Consider the following 15,562-nt stretch of genomic DNA (forward strand, 5'->3'; position numbering starts at 1 on the left):
ATTTAGGAAATCAATATAATTTTGAAGAAGAAAACGGAAAATATATTTCTGAATTTGAATTTCAGGCTTTTCCAGAAAGACAATACCAACTTTTTGTGAACACGAGTAATGGAAAAGAATATATATCTTCAAGAGAAGAACTTACAACTATTAACAATTTAAGTTCTATTGAAGCAACGGTAAAAAATAAATTTGGCGTTTATGGTTTAGATATAACAGCCAATAGTTTTGACCCTACAGCTACATCTAAGTTTTATAGATATGAATACGAAGAAACATATCGTTTTTCTGTTCCATATTGGGCAGCTGATAGCTTACGTATTTTTGGAAATGCAGAATATGACGATCCTGACAAAGGAAAAATAGCTTATGCTCTAACGCAACACCAAAGAAATGGAGAATCAAAAACTTGCTTTAAAACAGATAAAAATACTGAAATACTTTTATCAAATACAACTACTTTAACAGAAGATAGAATTAAAGACGTATCAATACGTTTCATTAATTATGATAATTATATAATAGCCGACAGGTATACCATTAAAATAAGACAATATATTCAAAATTTGCCCGCTTACACTTTTTACAAAACTTTAAAAGACCTGTCCGGTTCTGGCAATGTATTATCTCCAAATCAACCAGGTTTTATAACTGGAAATATAAAGGCTGTTGAAAATAAAAATGAAAAAATTATTGGTTTTTTTGATGTTTCTTCTGTTTCTGAAAAAAGAATATTTATCAATTACCAAGACATCTTCCCTAGTGAACCTGAGCCTCCATATTTTTATCAATGCAATATTTTAGATTATGACAGAAATTTATTAAAAGAAAAAAGTATAACACCTCCTTTTGGTTTAACAAATTTAGTAATAAATACAAGGCAAGGAAATTTAATCCTGTATGAAAGAATTGCAAACATATACAGAATGGTTCCACCTGAGTGCGGAGATTGTAGATCAATAGGCATTAATAAGGTTCCTGATTTTTGGCAATAAAACATGAAATCATGAAAAGAGCACTTTACATATTAATCATCTTAGTTACAACTTTAAGCTGTACAGAACCCTATGCTATTCAAAATAATACTTTTGAAGATGTGTTAGTTATAGAAGCTACTGTTACAAACGAATTAAAAAAACAAGAAATAAAAATAACTCGAACTTTTCAGTTAGAAGAAAAAGATCCAACTTTTGAAACTAATGCAACAGTTTATATAACAGACGATTTAGGAAATCAATATAATTTTGAAGAAGAAAACGGAAAATATATTTCTGAATTCGAATTTCAAGCAATTCCTGATAGACAATACCAACTTTTTGTAAATACAAGTAATGGAAAAGAATACAATTCTACAATTGAAGAATTGCCTTCAATATCAAACCAAGTAGAATTAAATGTAAATGCAACTAATTTATTAGGAGTTGATGGAGTAGAAATTACAGCTAATAGCTTTGATCCAACTAATAGATCAAAATATTATAGATTTGAATATGAAGAAACTTATAAAATTGTATCTCCATATTGGACCAGTGATAGTTTAAATTTATCATACAATCCTACAAATTTTATTGTATCTACTTGGATAACCCAAAAAAGCTACAATAGTAAAGTTTGTTATAACACAGAATATTCAAACGAAATTTTGCTCGCTAATACCACAGCTATTTCAGAAGACAAAATAACTGATTTTCCTGTTAGATTTATACCTCAAAACAATTCAATTATCGCATACCGATACAGTATTTTAGTTAAGCAATTTGTACAAAATTTAGAAGCGCATACATTTTACAGTAAACTAAAGGATTTATCTAGTACTAACACCAGCTTACTATCTCCAAAACAACAAGGGTTTATTGAAGGAAACATCAACAATAAAACTGATAATTCAGAAAAAGTAATTGGCTTTTTTGACGTATCTTCAGTTTTCAAAAAAAGAATATTTTTCAATTATAATGATTTTTTTGAAGGTGAAGCATATCCAAATTACTCATTTGCTTGTTCCACTTATAGTTACAATCCGTTTTTGGAAATTGAAGATTGCAATATGGAACCTCCTCCAAAGAACAAGCCTCCTTATTGTGAATTTGGAAAATATGCTTTATATTTAGCTTTAGTACAATATGAATCTGAAATTTATTTTGATGTTATAGATGGAATGTTTGTAACTGTAAAACCTATTTGCGGAGAATGCAATAGATTATGGTCAACAGAAGTCCCTGATTTTTGGGAATAAAATTTAAATTATGAAAAAATTAGTGTTATTGTTTTTAGTTATGATTGCGACAATTAGTTGCACAGAGCCTTATGCTCTTCAATCAAATACTTTTGAAGATGTTTTGGTTGTTGAAGCAACCCTTACCAACGAACTTAAAAAACAAGAAATAAAAGTAACCAGAACCTTTAGATTAGAAGAAAACGAACCACAAACCGAAACCAATGCTACGGTTTATGTTATTGATGATTTAGGCAATCAATATAATTTTAATGAAACAAATGGCAAATACATTTCTGAGTTCGAATTTCAAGCGGTGCCAAATAGGCAATACCAGCTATTTGTAAATACTAGTAACGGTAAACAATATTCATCTACTAGAGAAGAACTTACAACTGTTAATAATATGACATCAATTGAAGCCAAGGTAAAAAATAAATTTGGGGTTAATGGAATTGACATAACTGCAAATAGCTATGACCCGACAGGAACTTCAAAATACTATAGGTATGAATATGAAGAAACACATCGTTTTACCGTACCACAATGGGTTCCAGACAGCATAACTGTTTACGGAAATGCAGAATACTGGGATCTGAATGGACATATTACCTATGCTTTTAATATAGTAGACCGCTCAAGTGAATCTAAAAATTGTTTTAAAACAGCTAAATCAACTGAAATTATTTTAAACAATACAACTTCTTATGCTGAAGATAGAATAAGTGACTATTCCATTAGATTTATTAGTCAAGAAGATTTTATTATTGCTGATAGATATAGTATTTTAGTAAAGCAATACATACATAATATTAATTCATATTCATATTATAAGGTTTTGAGAGATATTTCTGGATCTGGGTCTGTTTTGTCACCAAATCAACCAGGTTTTATTTATGGAAATATAAAAAATAATAGTGATAGTAACGAAAAAGTGATTGGGTATTTTGATGTTTCTTCTGTTTCTGAAAAAAGAATATTCTTTAATTATAGTGATTTATTTCCAAATACAGAAATACCTGACTTCCCTTATGAATGTATTGAAACAGTTTATGACACCACATTACTGAGAGGATCAACCGGTTTTCCAGTATTTGGACTAACAGACTTTGTAAATAAAATTAGAACAAAAAAAATCTTAAGACACCAAACAACTTCTCAACCTAATGTTAGTACATTTAAATCTGAATGTAGTGATTGTAGGGTTACTGGAAGCAATACTATTCCAAGTTTTTGGCAATAAGAACTTAACAAATGGAGAAAGTAATATTTTTATTAACTTTTATTATTGTGACTAGTAGTTGCACAGAGCCCTATGCTCTTCAATCAAATACTTTTGAAGATGTAATTGTTATTGAAGCAACTATTACAAACGAACTAAAAATACAAGAAATAAAAATCAGTAGAACGTTTCAATTAGAAGAAAAAGAACCTCAAGTTGAAACCAATGCTATTGTTTATATTATTGATGATTTAGAAAATAAATTTAATTTTGTAGAATCTAACGGAAAATATATTTCACAGTTTGAATTTCAAGCTATGCCCGAAAGACAATACCAACTTTTTATAAATACCAGCAACGGAAAACAATATACCTCTACTAGAGAAAAATTAACAGCAGTTAATAATTTAAATTCTATTGAAGCAACTGTTAAAAACAAATTTGGAGTAAATGGTGTTGATATAACGGCAAACAGTTTTGATCCTATAGGTACTTCTAAATACTATAGATATGAATACGAAGAAACATATCGCTTTATTGTTCCTTATTGGGCACCAGATAGTTTGAAAATTAATTATTATGTAGATCCTCAGTTACCTATTTATTTTATTACATCATCAAGAAGTGGTCCTTCTAAAACCTGTTACAAAACGGACAAGTCTACAGAAATAATATTAGAAAATACCACAAATTATTCAGAAGATAGAATAGAAAATTTTTCTGTACGATTTATAAGTCAAACTAATTTCATTATTGCTGACAGATACAGTATTTTAGTAAAACAATATATACAAAACCTTGCCGCTTTTACTTTTTATAAAACATTAAAAGACTTATCTGCTTCTGGCAATGTATTGACTCCAAATCAACCTGGATTTTTTAGTGGTAACATTTCTTCAATCGTAAATAAAAATGAAAAAGTAATTGGTTTTTTCGATGTATCAACCTTATCTGTAAAGAGATTATTCTTTAATTATGATGATTTTTTCCCAGGTGAAGAAAAACCAAAATATTTTATTGATTGTGAAGTTATTGAATTTGACATTAGTTTATCCTGTGCTGAACACTGGAATGCCCTTTGTGGAATGTTAGTTAGAATGGAACAAAAAACAATAATATTATATGAAGACGATGATCCTTTATATAATATGGTAATACCAAAATGTGGAGATTGTAGAACAGTTGGCTCAAATATAGTTCCTGCTTTTTGGCAATAAAAAATAAAAAAACAATAAATGAAAAAAATAATTCTTTTTGCTTTAGTTTCAATGTATTCAATAAATAGTTGGGCACAAACTAACATAAATTCAAGAGATGTTAAAACTTTTGACTCAGCTGTTAATGAATCTATTTATTTGCATATAAATAATCCAACTATACTTGTTGGTGAGTCTATATTTTATAAGGTATATTGTTTAAATTCTATTAATCATACTTTTAGCACTATAAGCAAAATTGTTTACATAGATCTTTTTGACGTTGACGGAAACAGCATTTCTAAACAAAAACTTCTTTTAAAAGAGGGTGTTGCACAAGGTGATATTTTCATCCCTACTTCTGCAAATTCTGGAGCATACAAACTAATTGGTTATACAAATTGGATGATGAATTTCTCAAAATCTAATATGTTTGAAGCTGACATTACAATCATAAATCCATTTCAAAGCAAGATTGTAATTCCAAAATTTAGCACTTCTCCATCAGTTAAAAATGAAGATGGCCTTCAAATCAATTTAAATAAGAAAAATTACAAAATAAGAGAAGAAGTAAAATTTTCTATAAGTCCAAACACACAAAAAAAAAATAAAGGCAATTATTCTTTATCCGTTAGAAAAATAAACGATTCTACTGAAAACCATTCAATCAGTTCAGTAAAATTTTTAGCTAATTTAAAAAACACTAATAGTTTAAATCTTAATGTAAATTCTCTACCAGAAATTAGAGGTGAAGTCATTTCTGGAAAAATAACTGCAGTTGATGCAAATAACACTATTGAAAACAAAACCATTGCATTATCTATTCCAGGAAAATCATTTGAATTCAAATTAACTAATACAAATAAAAAAGGTGAGTTTATATTTATTTTAGATGAGTTGCCAAACAAAGCAAACGCAATACTTCAAGTTGTGGATGACAGTAGAAAAAATTACACTATTGAAGTAACAAATCGCACTATAGATTATTCAAAATTTCAATTTCCGCCAACACAAGAAGCTTCAAGTGAATTAAAAAAAATAATTGAAAAACGTTCAATAGCAAATCAAATTGAAAATGCTTATTTTTCTATTAAAAAAGACACTATAAAAGATGAACCAAGCAATACACCTTTTTATTTTCCTCTTGAAAAAACAATTTCTTTAGATGATTATACTCGATTTTCAACGTTAAAAGAAACAATTATAGAAATACTTCCTAATACTTTTTTTAAAGAAAAAGATGGTATTTATACTATAAATTTAAGAGATAAATTATCAAATGGTGTTGAAAGTGGATACACTTTAATTTTAGTGGACGGTTTATTAATTCAAAATGTAAAAGAGCTGTTTGAATACAACACAAAAAACATCGACAAAGTTGAATACATAACCGAAAAATACGTTTATGGTTCAAAAATTTACAATGGTCTTATTAATTTTATAACCAAAGAAATTGACTACGAACTAAAAGAAACGGGTGATTTTATTTTAAAAACCCCAATACAAAGGCCTTTAACCACAAAGTACTATTACAAACAGAATTATTCTGATGTTTCAAAATTTGAAAGAGTACCAGATTATAGATGTCAATTACTTTGGAATCCAACTATTGACTTAGAGAATGAAAAAGAAATGTCTTTTTTTACTTCTGATATAAAAGGTAAGTTTGAAATTAACATAGAAGGCTTTACTTCCGAAGGTAAACCAATCTCTATAAATGAATATTTTGAAGTAAAATAAAAATTCCTTCCGCAATAAAAAGTCAATTTCTAAAAAACAGAAATTGACTTTTTTATTTTATTTTAAGTACTTTTATCAAAATTGCGACATTCAATAAAACTACTGTCCTATTATAGAACACAAGCTATATTATGCAAAAAAACTTACAGAACTTAAAGGCTAATTTTGGAACATTACCTGTTTTTTTAACCGCAATATCTACAATTCTTGGAGCTGTAATGTTCTTACGTTTTGGCTATGCCGTTGGAGAAGTTGGTTTTACCGGTACATTATTAATCATTTTAGTTGGACATTTAGTTACAATTCCAACAGCTATGGCTTTGGCAGAAATTGCTACGAATCAAAAAGTTGAAGGTGGTGGTGAATATTTTATTATCTCGCGTTCATTTGGTGTAAACATTGGTGCTTCTATCGGAATTGCCCTATACCTATCACAAGCCATTAGTGTAGCTTTTTATATTATAGCATTTGCAGAATCATTTGAAGCCGTTAAACCTTGGATAGAATCTAAATTTGGGTATAGCATTTACGATAATAGGTTATTTAGTATTCCAGCTTTATTACTTTTAATTAGTCTTATGGTAACCAAAGGAGCAGATTTAGGCATGAAAGCTTTATATGTTGTTGTAGCCATATTATTTGTTTCATTAGTCATGTTTTTCTTCGGAACAACTGATTATTCAACTACTTTTGATAGTTCTCTTTTATTTAAAAATGTAGATTCAAAGGTTGGAATATTCGCAGTTTTTGCTATTATTTTCCCTGCTTTTACAGGAATGACCGCTGGTGTAGGTTTATCTGGAGATTTAAAAGACCCAAAAAAATCAATTCCAATGGGAACTTTAGCGGCTACAATTATCGGAATGGTAATTTATGTTTTCATCGCTTTAAAACTCTCCTACTCTGCTTCGCCAGATGATCTAATCAACGACCAATTAGTGATGAGTAAAATTGCCTATTGGGGACCAATTATTCCTTTAGGATTAGCTGCTGCAACAATTTCTTCAGCTTTAGGTTCTTTCATGGTTGCACCAAGAACTTTACAAGCTATTGGTAGCGATGATGTTTTTCCGAAAGATTCTGTAAATAAATGGGTTGCCAAAGGCACTCCAAACAAAAATGAACCAAGAAATGCTACAATACTAACTAGTGTTATTGCCTTAATATTTGTTTTGATGGGTGATGTAAATGCCGTTGCCGAAGTCATTTCGATGTTTTTTATGGTGACTTATGGTTCTTTGTGTTTAATTTCTTTTATGCAACATTTTGCGGCTGACCCAGCTTATCGTCCTTCGTTTAAATCAAAATGGTATTTATCTTTAATGGGAGCTGTTTTATGTGTGTATTTAATGTTTAAAATTAACTCTCTATATGCTGTTGCTTCAATCTTATTGATGGTTGGAATTTACTTCTATATCACACACAAAAATGAATCAAAAAAAGGAATGGCTAACATATTTCAAGGAGTAATTCATCAGTTTAGTCGTAATTTACAAGTATTTCTTCAAAAAACTGACAAAGAAAAATCGGATGATTATTGGCGTCCAGGAGTTTTATGTTTATCTAAAGATTCTTTTGAACGATTGACTGCTTTTGAAATGATGAAATGGATTTCTGACCGATATGGATTTGGGACTTATATTCATTATGAAAAAGATTATTTTTCAAAACAATCCAAAGAAGTGGCTGATAAAAAATTAGAAAAACTAATTAAAATTGCAAACAATACTAATTCAAATGTGTTTTTAGAAACCATTATTTCTCCTTCAAACACTAATGCAATTGTTCAAGCCATTCAACAACCTGGAATTTCTGGACACAACAATAACATGATGATGTTTGAATTCAAAAAAGGAACAACAGAATGGTTAGAAGATGTGGTTGATAATTACAAACTTGTTCAAAGTGCAAACTATGATTTATGTATTTTGGCTAGTTCTGATAAAGGATTTGGATATAAAAACGAAATTCATGTTTGGATTAAGAAAGAAGATTATGAAAATGCAAATTTAATGATCTTGCTTTCTTACATCATATTAGGACATAAAGACTGGAAAGGTGCAGAAATTAAAATATTTGCAGCCGTAAACAAAGAAAATATTGACGAAGAAAAAGCAAACTTAATAGAATTAACTTCTTCAGGAAGATTACCTATTTCGTCTAAAAATATTATTGTTATTCCAATTGACGAAACAGTAGATAAAATTGAATTAATAAATGAAACTTCAAAATATGCTGATTTAACTATTTTAGGTTTTCACGAAAGTTCTATTAAATCAAAAGGAATTAAAACGTTTAACTTATACGATAAACTTGGAACTATATTATTCGTAAACACTTTAAAACGTAAACAGATTAAGTAGTAAATAATCGTGTTTTAGTCCTACTTACTTTGTTTTAGCCGCAGATTCACATAATAAAAAAGCCTCATTCGTTAGAATGAGGCTTTTTCGAAGAGTAAAACAATGCTATTCTTCATCTTCTGTTAACAAACAATCCCCTTCAAATTCAGTAGCAATAAGTTCTTCTTTATCCAACCAATATTCAGAGGTAACAAATGTAAAGGTAGTTGTATCTTTTTTATTTAATTCCCATAAAATATCTTCGGCTTGTTCAAAAGATTCTTCGGTTGTTATTTGGTCTGAAAACAATCTTTTAATTACATTTCTGTCTGAAATTCCGTTGTTAAACGATTTTAAAACGATCTCTTTGGTAATTTCACCATCAAAACCATCTAAAGAAGTAATTGAAAAATTTACAACTGTTGCTTTGGCATTAAGAAATTTTCCATTGTAAGCTTTAAACAACAATTGATTAATGTTATATAAGGCATAATGCATATCTATTTCGGGGTATTCTTCGCACACTTTATCAATCAACATATCATTAGAAATTTGAGCAATTTGTCCTTCATTCAACCTTTCTGAAAGCTTATAAGCCAAAACAATTTCTGCTGCTTCATTGGGCTCAAAATCAGCAATAGCCATAAAAAGCATTTCTCTTAAATTTTCTGGTTTAATGGTGTTTGCATCTGGAAAACTGAATAATTCTAAAAGATTTATATAATCTTGATTCGTCCAGTAATTCTCTATTTCTTCAACGGTTGTTGTTTTATTTAATATAATATTGAATTTCATTTATCTAGTTATTTTATTAATGTTTTTTGTAATCTTTTAAAGATACAAATTTTTAAAATGACAAGTATATAATTAAAACATAAAAAATACAGATCAAATTTTGTAGGTCAAAACAAAAGACAAACTACTATTTCCAAAGCTTTTTTCAATTCGTTTAGAAAACCAGTTATATGGTGTAAAATTATAATTTGCTGAAATTCCAATTTTCTTTCTGATGATTCCGATTCCTTGAGAAATAAAAACAGAAGTCAAACTTTTTGCATCTGAGTTTATATTTAATGCCTTTTCTCCGTTTTCATCAGTTTCCCAATTGGGCTTTTTGTTTACAATTTCTTTATCATCAAATAGCAAAAAACTAAATCCAAAACCTGAAGTCCATTCAAAAACGAATGAATTATTTAGTACTTTAAAATCATATTGTTTATCAACTTTTCCTAAAACTGTAATATTAATATCTTTTAATTTAGTTTGATAAGTTGAATCCGTTGCATAATAAGTAAACTCAGTGTTTTTATTGGGAAAATTGAATTTTATTCCAACATTAAAAACATCATCAAAAGCTATTTTTGTTCTATAATAAAATCCTATTTCTTCAGAAAAAACAAATTTTTTTGATAAGTTTCCTAATGGAATTTGTACACCTGTTTCAACATTAAACTTATTAAATTCTTGATGTTGCGAAAAAGTCAAATGAGCAATCAAAAATAGCACAAAACATAATATATACTTTTTCATAATTTACCAATTTACAAAAGGGATAGACCTTTTTCCGTTAATATTCCAAAATCCAATTTGTAAACCTTTGTGATTTTTTGAATAATTAATCAATCCAATTTGCAAACCACTAGAGTTAATTGGAGAATAATTATAAATTCCTACTTGAACACCATTTAGCAATTTAGATTGATTGAACAAACCCAACTGAAAGCCCTTCATATCTTCACAATAATTAGACAATGAAATCACAACACCTTTTGTTTGTTGACTAACATTATACAAGCCACCTATATGAAAACCCTTTTGCGATGTTGTATAAGAATAAGTTGCACTTGCAGAAAATCCGATCAAAGAATGATTAATGTTAAAAAAAGAAAGAGAAACACCGTTTATTTTACTGTCATAAAGATTTCCTGTGCTCAAATGCAATCCATTTATAATTACACTTTCTTTTTCAGAAAAACCCATAGGATTTGCAAACATAAAAATCAATATGGATGCTGGATTAATTTCTAAATTAATACCATTTACTTTTTCGATGGAAGAATTGTCTACAAAAGAATCTAAACCAAGACCAAATGCAAATCCATTAACCTTATCAACCTTTTTTGATCTTGGAGTAAAACTGAAAATCGTTGTCTTTTTTTCAGATGACAAATCATTATTTTGAGCATAACTACAAACAGAAATGAACAGTAGCAATGCCAAATAACTTTTGGCAAACATTTTTTGCATTAATCTATTAATCAAAGATGAGTAGGAATACAATTCCTTTGAGGTACAAATTGACAAATCCTCACTAGATCGCTTTATTCTTCTAATTCTATTTCTAAATAAATCTGATTTTTTCATAACTAATACGTTTAAAATTCAAAACAAATTTATTACGTTAATCACAAAAAATATTGTGATAAATAATAATATAATTTTATATATTTGTGATAATCGCAAAAAAGGTATGAACAAACAAGAAATATTATTAAAAGAAATTAGAAGTAAAATTTTAGATTCATCTTCAATTAATGAGGAGATAGCTATAGCTTTAAAGATAAGTTATGATGCTGCCCACAGAAGAGTATCTGGAAAAAGTAAAATTTCTATTGAAGAAACCATTGCGTTATGCAACTACTTTTCAATTTCAATGGACAATATATTTTTTAACCAAAATAAAATTGTTGTCGAAAAAACAATTGAGATTACTTCCCAAAAAGACATGCTAACTTATTTTAATCAATCAGCAGAAAGTATTGCATTACTAACAAGTTCAGAAGAGACACTTATGTATTATTCTGCAAAAGACATTCCGTTGTTTTATTTTATGGAAGGCTCTATTATGTCAAAATTTAAAGCTTATGTATGGATAAACTTATTAAGCACAACAACTCAAAAAAATAATTTTGAAGATTTTGTAATCAGTGAGTCTTTTATGCAAGTGATGCTGAAATTAAAAAAAGCTTATGAAAAAGTTAAAATAAAAGAAGTTTGGAATGACACAACTATAAACAGTAGCCTACAACAAATATTATATTTCTACCAAGCGGGTTTATTAAATTATAATTCGGCAAACTCATTATTGAATGAATTAAAAAACATACTTGAAATAATCAAACAAAAATGCAACAATCCAAATTCTAAATTTTCATTATATTACAATGAATTGATCTTACTAAATAATAATGTTCTTTTTGAAACTAATAATAGGTTAACATTATTTGTACCTTATACGCTATTAGGTTACTTTATAACAAAAGACAAGGAAAGTTGTGAAAATGTTGAAAACTTTTTTAAGCAACAAATTAAAAATTCAATTCCCCTAAATAGTACAGGAATACGTGAACAAAATCAATTTTTCAATAAAATGAATCGCAAAATTGATTATTTCTCATCACAAATTAAAAACGAAATGGACATAATCTAAAAAAAAAGAAAACTTTTGTAACTTTTTTGAAACACTTACGTATAATAACTGTACACGAATAAAAAAGTACTGTAAAAAGAATGAGACAACTAAAAATTACCAAGCAGGTAACGAATCGTGAAACTGCTTCCTTAGACAAATATTTACAAGAAATTGGAAAAGTTGACCTAATTACTGCTGATGAAGAAGTAGAATTAGCACAACGTATAAAAGCTGGTGACCAACGTGCACTAGAAAAACTCACAAAAGCAAATTTACGTTTCGTAGTATCTGTTGCAAAACAATATCAAAATCAAGGGTTAACATTACCCGATTTAATTAACGAAGGAAACTTAGGTTTAATTAAAGCGGCTCAACGTTTCGATGAAACGCGTGGATTTAAATTTATATCATATGCCGTTTGGTGGATTCGTCAATCTATCTTACAAGCTTTGGCAGAACAATCTCGTATTGTACGTTTGCCCTTAAATAAAATTGGTTCTATCAACAAAATCAACAAAATGTATGCTTTGTTAGAGCAATCTAATGAAAGACCTCCTTCTGCTGAAGAAATTGCAAAAGAACTAGATATGACCGTGAATGATGTAAAAGAGTCAATGAAAAACTCGGGTCGTCATTTATCAATGGATGCTCCTCTTGTGGAAGGAGAAGATTCTAACCTTTATGACGTTTTACGTTCAGGTGAATCTCCAAATCCTGATAGAGAATTAATTCACGAATCATTACAAACTGAAATTGAAAGAGCTTTAGAAACATTAACACCAAGAGAAGCTGATGTGGTTCGTTTATATTTTGGTTTAAGCGACCAACACCCAATGACTCTTGAAGAAATTGGTGAGACTTTTGACTTAACGCGTGAACGTGTTCGTCAAATTAAAGAAAAAGCTATTAGAAGATTAAAACATACTTCAAGAAGTAAAATATTAAAAACATATTTAGGATAAACCCTAATTACAGCGAACAATAGTCTTAGACTATTCGTTTTTTGATTGATGATTGAAACTCCGGCTGATTACCGGAGTTTTATTTTTTAGGAATAAAACTCCAGTCGATTCGCTAAAGCTCGGGTTTCCGGAGTTTTATTTTTTAGGAATAAACCAGTATAACTTAGGTCTATTCACAAAGTATTAATGAAAATAAAACAATAATTTAATTCTAGAATATTGAAAATTAGTATCTTTAATTTTTAAAATATCATAAAAATGAAAAAAATTATCGTATTAATTTCTTTGCTTTCTATTATAGCCTGTAAAAAAGAGGAAGCAAATAGCGAACCAGGAATAATGGACGCTATTGAGGGAGTTCAAAATCTTAACAAAGCAACTGATGCTATGAAAGATTATGAAAAAAAGATAGAAGAACTAAAAAAACTAGAACCCGTTTCAAATGAAGTTTACAAACAAACTTTAAATGAAAGTTTAGGCGATCTAAAGAGAACAAATTTCAGTGCAGGAAACACTTCAGCAATGGGCTTAAGTTCAGGTGAAGCAGCTTATAGTGATGAATCGGGTAAAACAGTTAAATTCTCTATTTTTGATGGTGCTGGAGAAATGGGAAGTGCTGTGGTACAAATGACCTATTTAACATTATCAATGGAATCAGAATCCATTCAAAACACAACTACTAAAAAGACAGAAACAGTTGACGGTATAAAATCCTTAACAGAGGATGATACAAACCCTAACAACAAACATTCAAGCATTACGTTTATACACAAAGATCGATTTAACGTAACTTTAGAAGGTAGTCAAATGGGATTAGACGAATTAAAATCATACATGAAAAAAATTGATTTATCTAAATTAGAGTAACTCTTTTTTTAAATTAAACAGAATCTACTAAAGCTTCTTTGTTCAATTGCAAAGAAGCTTTTTGTTTTCATTAAACACCGACAAACTTCTAACCTTCTTATCTCTTAACCTTTTAACCACATAACCTCAAAAACTTTTAACCCCATAACCTTTCACCCTTTTAAACTAAAAACTATCTTTGCACAAACAACAACACAACAATGAAATCGTAAATTTACGAATTCAAAAAAAACAATAACTACTAATGAGTAAAAACACTTTAATTGCTCCATCAGTTCTAGCGGCTGATTTTGCTAACTTACAACGAGACATTGAAATGATTAATAACAGTGAAGCCGATTGGTTTCATATTGATATTATGGACGGTGTTTTTGTACCAAACATTTCCTTTGGAATGCCTGTTTTAGGAGCTATTGCTAAACATGCTCAAAAAACTATCGATGTTCATTTAATGATAGTTGATCCTGATAGATATATCTCAACGTTTAAAAAACTAGGAGCAGATATTTTAACGGTACATTATGAAGCTTGTACACATTTACACAGAACACTTCAAGCCATTAAAGCAGAAGGAATGCAAGCTGGAGTTGCTCTAAATCCTCACACTAATGTTTCGTTATTAGAAGATGTTATAAAGGACATTGATTTAGTTTGCATCATGAGTGTAAACCCGGGATTTGGCGGACAATCATTTATTGAAAACACCTATAAAAAAGTAAAACAATTAAAAGAAATCATTACAAGAAATAACGCTTCAACAAAAATTGAAATTGACGGTGGTGTTACTGATAAAAATGCTAAAAAATTAGTTGACGCTGGAGCTGATGTATTAGTGGCTGGAAGTTATGTTTTTGGTGCTGAAAACCCAACAGCAACAATAGCTGATTTGAAGAAAATCACACAATAACAAAAAACAAAAAAACGCACAAAAATTAATTTGTGCGTTTTTTTATATCAAAATTTAAAATTATTTCTTAATAATTTTTGACTTATATAATACATTTTTTGATTCATCTAATACAGAAACAAAATACACTCCAGAAGCCAAATCTAAAATAGTATAACTATCTGAAACTTTAGAAGATTTTACTTCTTGTCCTTGTAAACTATAAATAGTGATGTTTTTTGCTAAGCCAATCATGTCATTAGGAATTGTGATAACAAAATCAGATTGAACAGGATTTGGTGAAATTTTAAATTCGTTAGCATCTGCAAATTTATCATTACTTAAAACCACAGAATACTGCACATTAAATGCCAAATCTTGAGGAAAATCAGGAGCTGTAGCAGGATTTCCTGCGTCAATTAAGCTTGACCAAGTATTAGTTGTAGCAACATTTTGTTTTGCATTCCATCCAGAAATTCCACGAACTCCCGGAATTGTTACAGATGGAAAAAACAAAGTCCCATCATTTGTTGGATGACCTTGATAAACAACCCAATAAGTACCTGAAGATAAAGTTGTTGTTAAATTTGCTCTAACTTTCCATAATTTTCTAGTAGTCCCAGTTGCAGTTCCAGTTGGAACAGCCGAATTAAAAATTCTATACATTAAAGCGTCATTACTATTAGCCACATCATAAACATTAGTAGTAGCAGTACCCGCAAC

General features: G+C 29.0%; 14 protein-coding genes. 10 read left to right on the plus strand and 4 right to left on the minus strand.

What is annotated here, in order from left to right; translation table 11 throughout:
* The 6 genes from AACZ53_RS09070 to AACZ53_RS09095 all read left to right on the plus strand — a co-directional run.
* Positions 1-995, plus strand: a 995-nt coding sequence (locus tag AACZ53_RS09070; protein ID WP_339837345.1) for a DUF4249 family protein, incomplete at its 5' end; no start/stop codon positions are given.
* A gap of 11 nt (positions 996-1,006) precedes the next feature.
* Positions 1,007-2,233, plus strand: coding sequence for a DUF4249 domain-containing protein (locus AACZ53_RS09075; protein WP_339837348.1), 1,227 nt, complete (start codon positions 1,007-1,009; stop codon positions 2,231-2,233).
* A gap of 10 nt (positions 2,234-2,243) precedes the next feature.
* Positions 2,244-3,455, plus strand: coding sequence for a DUF4249 domain-containing protein (locus AACZ53_RS09080; protein WP_339837351.1), 1,212 nt, complete (start codon positions 2,244-2,246; stop codon positions 3,453-3,455).
* Between the two features lie 11 nt (positions 3,456-3,466).
* On the plus strand, positions 3,467-4,651 hold the full coding sequence (locus tag AACZ53_RS09085; RefSeq protein ID WP_339837354.1) for a DUF4249 domain-containing protein: 1,185 nt from the start codon (positions 3,467-3,469) through the stop codon (positions 4,649-4,651).
* Between the two features lie 18 nt (positions 4,652-4,669).
* Positions 4,670-6,370 carry a hypothetical protein gene (locus AACZ53_RS09090; RefSeq protein ID WP_339837357.1) on the plus strand — a complete coding sequence of 567 codons (1,701 nt, stop codon included), beginning with the start codon at positions 4,670-4,672 and terminating at the stop codon, positions 6,368-6,370.
* A 131-nt stretch (positions 6,371-6,501) separates the two neighbouring features.
* Positions 6,502-8,733, plus strand: coding sequence for a hypothetical protein (locus tag AACZ53_RS09095; RefSeq protein WP_339837360.1), 2,232 nt, complete (start codon positions 6,502-6,504; stop codon positions 8,731-8,733).
* Positions 8,734-8,838: 105 nt separating this feature from the next.
* On the opposite strand, the gene AACZ53_RS09100 is transcribed toward AACZ53_RS09095, so the two are convergent.
* The 3 genes from AACZ53_RS09100 to AACZ53_RS09110 form a co-directional block, all read right to left on the minus strand.
* Entirely contained in the window at positions 8,839-9,507 is a 669-nt protein-coding gene (locus tag AACZ53_RS09100) for a hypothetical protein (protein WP_339837364.1), read from the minus strand.
* Between the two features lie 93 nt (positions 9,508-9,600).
* Positions 9,601-10,242 carry a hypothetical protein gene (locus AACZ53_RS09105; protein WP_339837367.1) on the minus strand — a complete coding sequence of 214 codons (642 nt, stop codon included), beginning with the start codon at positions 10,240-10,242 and terminating at the stop codon, positions 9,601-9,603.
* A gap of 3 nt (positions 10,243-10,245) precedes the next feature.
* Positions 10,246-11,076: a hypothetical protein gene (locus tag AACZ53_RS09110; RefSeq protein WP_339837370.1), complete on the minus strand. Its 831-nt coding sequence runs from the start codon at positions 11,074-11,076 to the stop codon at positions 10,246-10,248.
* 106 nt (positions 11,077-11,182) lie between these two features.
* On the opposite strand from AACZ53_RS09110, the gene AACZ53_RS09115 reads away from it, so the two are divergent.
* From AACZ53_RS09115 to rpe, 4 genes are all read left to right on the plus strand, one after another.
* A complete protein-coding gene (locus tag AACZ53_RS09115; RefSeq protein WP_339837373.1) occupies positions 11,183-12,142 on the plus strand; it encodes a hypothetical protein in 960 nt (319 codons plus the stop codon).
* 80 nt (positions 12,143-12,222) lie between these two features.
* Positions 12,223-13,086, plus strand: coding sequence for a sigma-70 family RNA polymerase sigma factor (locus AACZ53_RS09120; RefSeq protein ID WP_026718320.1), 864 nt, complete (start codon positions 12,223-12,225; stop codon positions 13,084-13,086).
* 258 nt (positions 13,087-13,344) lie between these two features.
* Positions 13,345-13,953, plus strand: a complete 609-nt coding sequence (locus AACZ53_RS09125) for a hypothetical protein (RefSeq protein ID WP_339837377.1) — start codon at positions 13,345-13,347, stop codon at positions 13,951-13,953.
* 244 nt (positions 13,954-14,197) lie between these two features.
* Complete coding sequence (rpe, locus tag AACZ53_RS09130) at positions 14,198-14,860, plus strand: ribulose-phosphate 3-epimerase (protein ID WP_339837380.1); 663 nt, start codon at positions 14,198-14,200, stop codon at positions 14,858-14,860.
* Between the two features lie 60 nt (positions 14,861-14,920).
* On the opposite strand, the gene AACZ53_RS09135 is transcribed toward rpe, so the two are convergent.
* The coding region (locus tag AACZ53_RS09135; RefSeq protein ID WP_339837383.1) for a T9SS type A sorting domain-containing protein at positions 14,921-15,562 on the minus strand (642 nt) is incomplete at its 5' end.

The organism is uncultured Flavobacterium sp., assembly GCF_963975005.1.
In the GTDB taxonomy this organism is placed as follows: Bacteria; Bacteroidota; Bacteroidia; order Flavobacteriales; family Flavobacteriaceae; genus Flavobacterium.

Excerpts from the sequence above, each read along its gene's own strand:
- AACZ53_RS09080 (WP_339837351.1), top strand. The coding sequence starts at position 2,244 with ATGAAAAAATTAGTGTTATTGTTTTTAGTTATGATTGCGACAATTAGT.
- AACZ53_RS09085 (WP_339837354.1), top strand. The coding sequence starts at position 3,467 with ATGGAGAAAGTAATATTTTTATTAACTTTTATTATTGTGACTAGTAGT.
- AACZ53_RS09090 (WP_339837357.1), top strand. The coding sequence starts at position 4,670 with ATGAAAAAAATAATTCTTTTTGCTTTAGTTTCAATGTATTCAATAAAT.
- AACZ53_RS09105 (WP_339837367.1), bottom strand. The coding sequence starts at position 10,242 with ATGAAAAAGTATATATTATGTTTTGTGCTATTTTTGATTGCTCATTTG.
- AACZ53_RS09075 (WP_339837348.1), top strand. The coding sequence starts at position 1,007 with ATGAAAAGAGCACTTTACATATTAATCATCTTAGTTACAACTTTAAGC.
- AACZ53_RS09120 (WP_026718320.1), top strand. The coding sequence starts at position 12,223 with ATGAGACAACTAAAAATTACCAAGCAGGTAACGAATCGTGAAACTGCT.
- AACZ53_RS09125 (WP_339837377.1), top strand. The coding sequence starts at position 13,345 with ATGAAAAAAATTATCGTATTAATTTCTTTGCTTTCTATTATAGCCTGT.
- AACZ53_RS09115 (WP_339837373.1), top strand. The coding sequence starts at position 11,183 with ATGAACAAACAAGAAATATTATTAAAAGAAATTAGAAGTAAAATTTTA.
- rpe (WP_339837380.1), top strand. The coding sequence starts at position 14,198 with ATGAGTAAAAACACTTTAATTGCTCCATCAGTTCTAGCGGCTGATTTT.
- AACZ53_RS09100 (WP_339837364.1), bottom strand. The coding sequence starts at position 9,507 with ATGAAATTCAATATTATATTAAATAAAACAACAACCGTTGAAGAAATA.
- AACZ53_RS09095 (WP_339837360.1), top strand. The coding sequence starts at position 6,502 with ATGCAAAAAAACTTACAGAACTTAAAGGCTAATTTTGGAACATTACCT.
- AACZ53_RS09110 (WP_339837370.1), bottom strand. The coding sequence starts at position 11,076 with ATGAAAAAATCAGATTTATTTAGAAATAGAATTAGAAGAATAAAGCGA.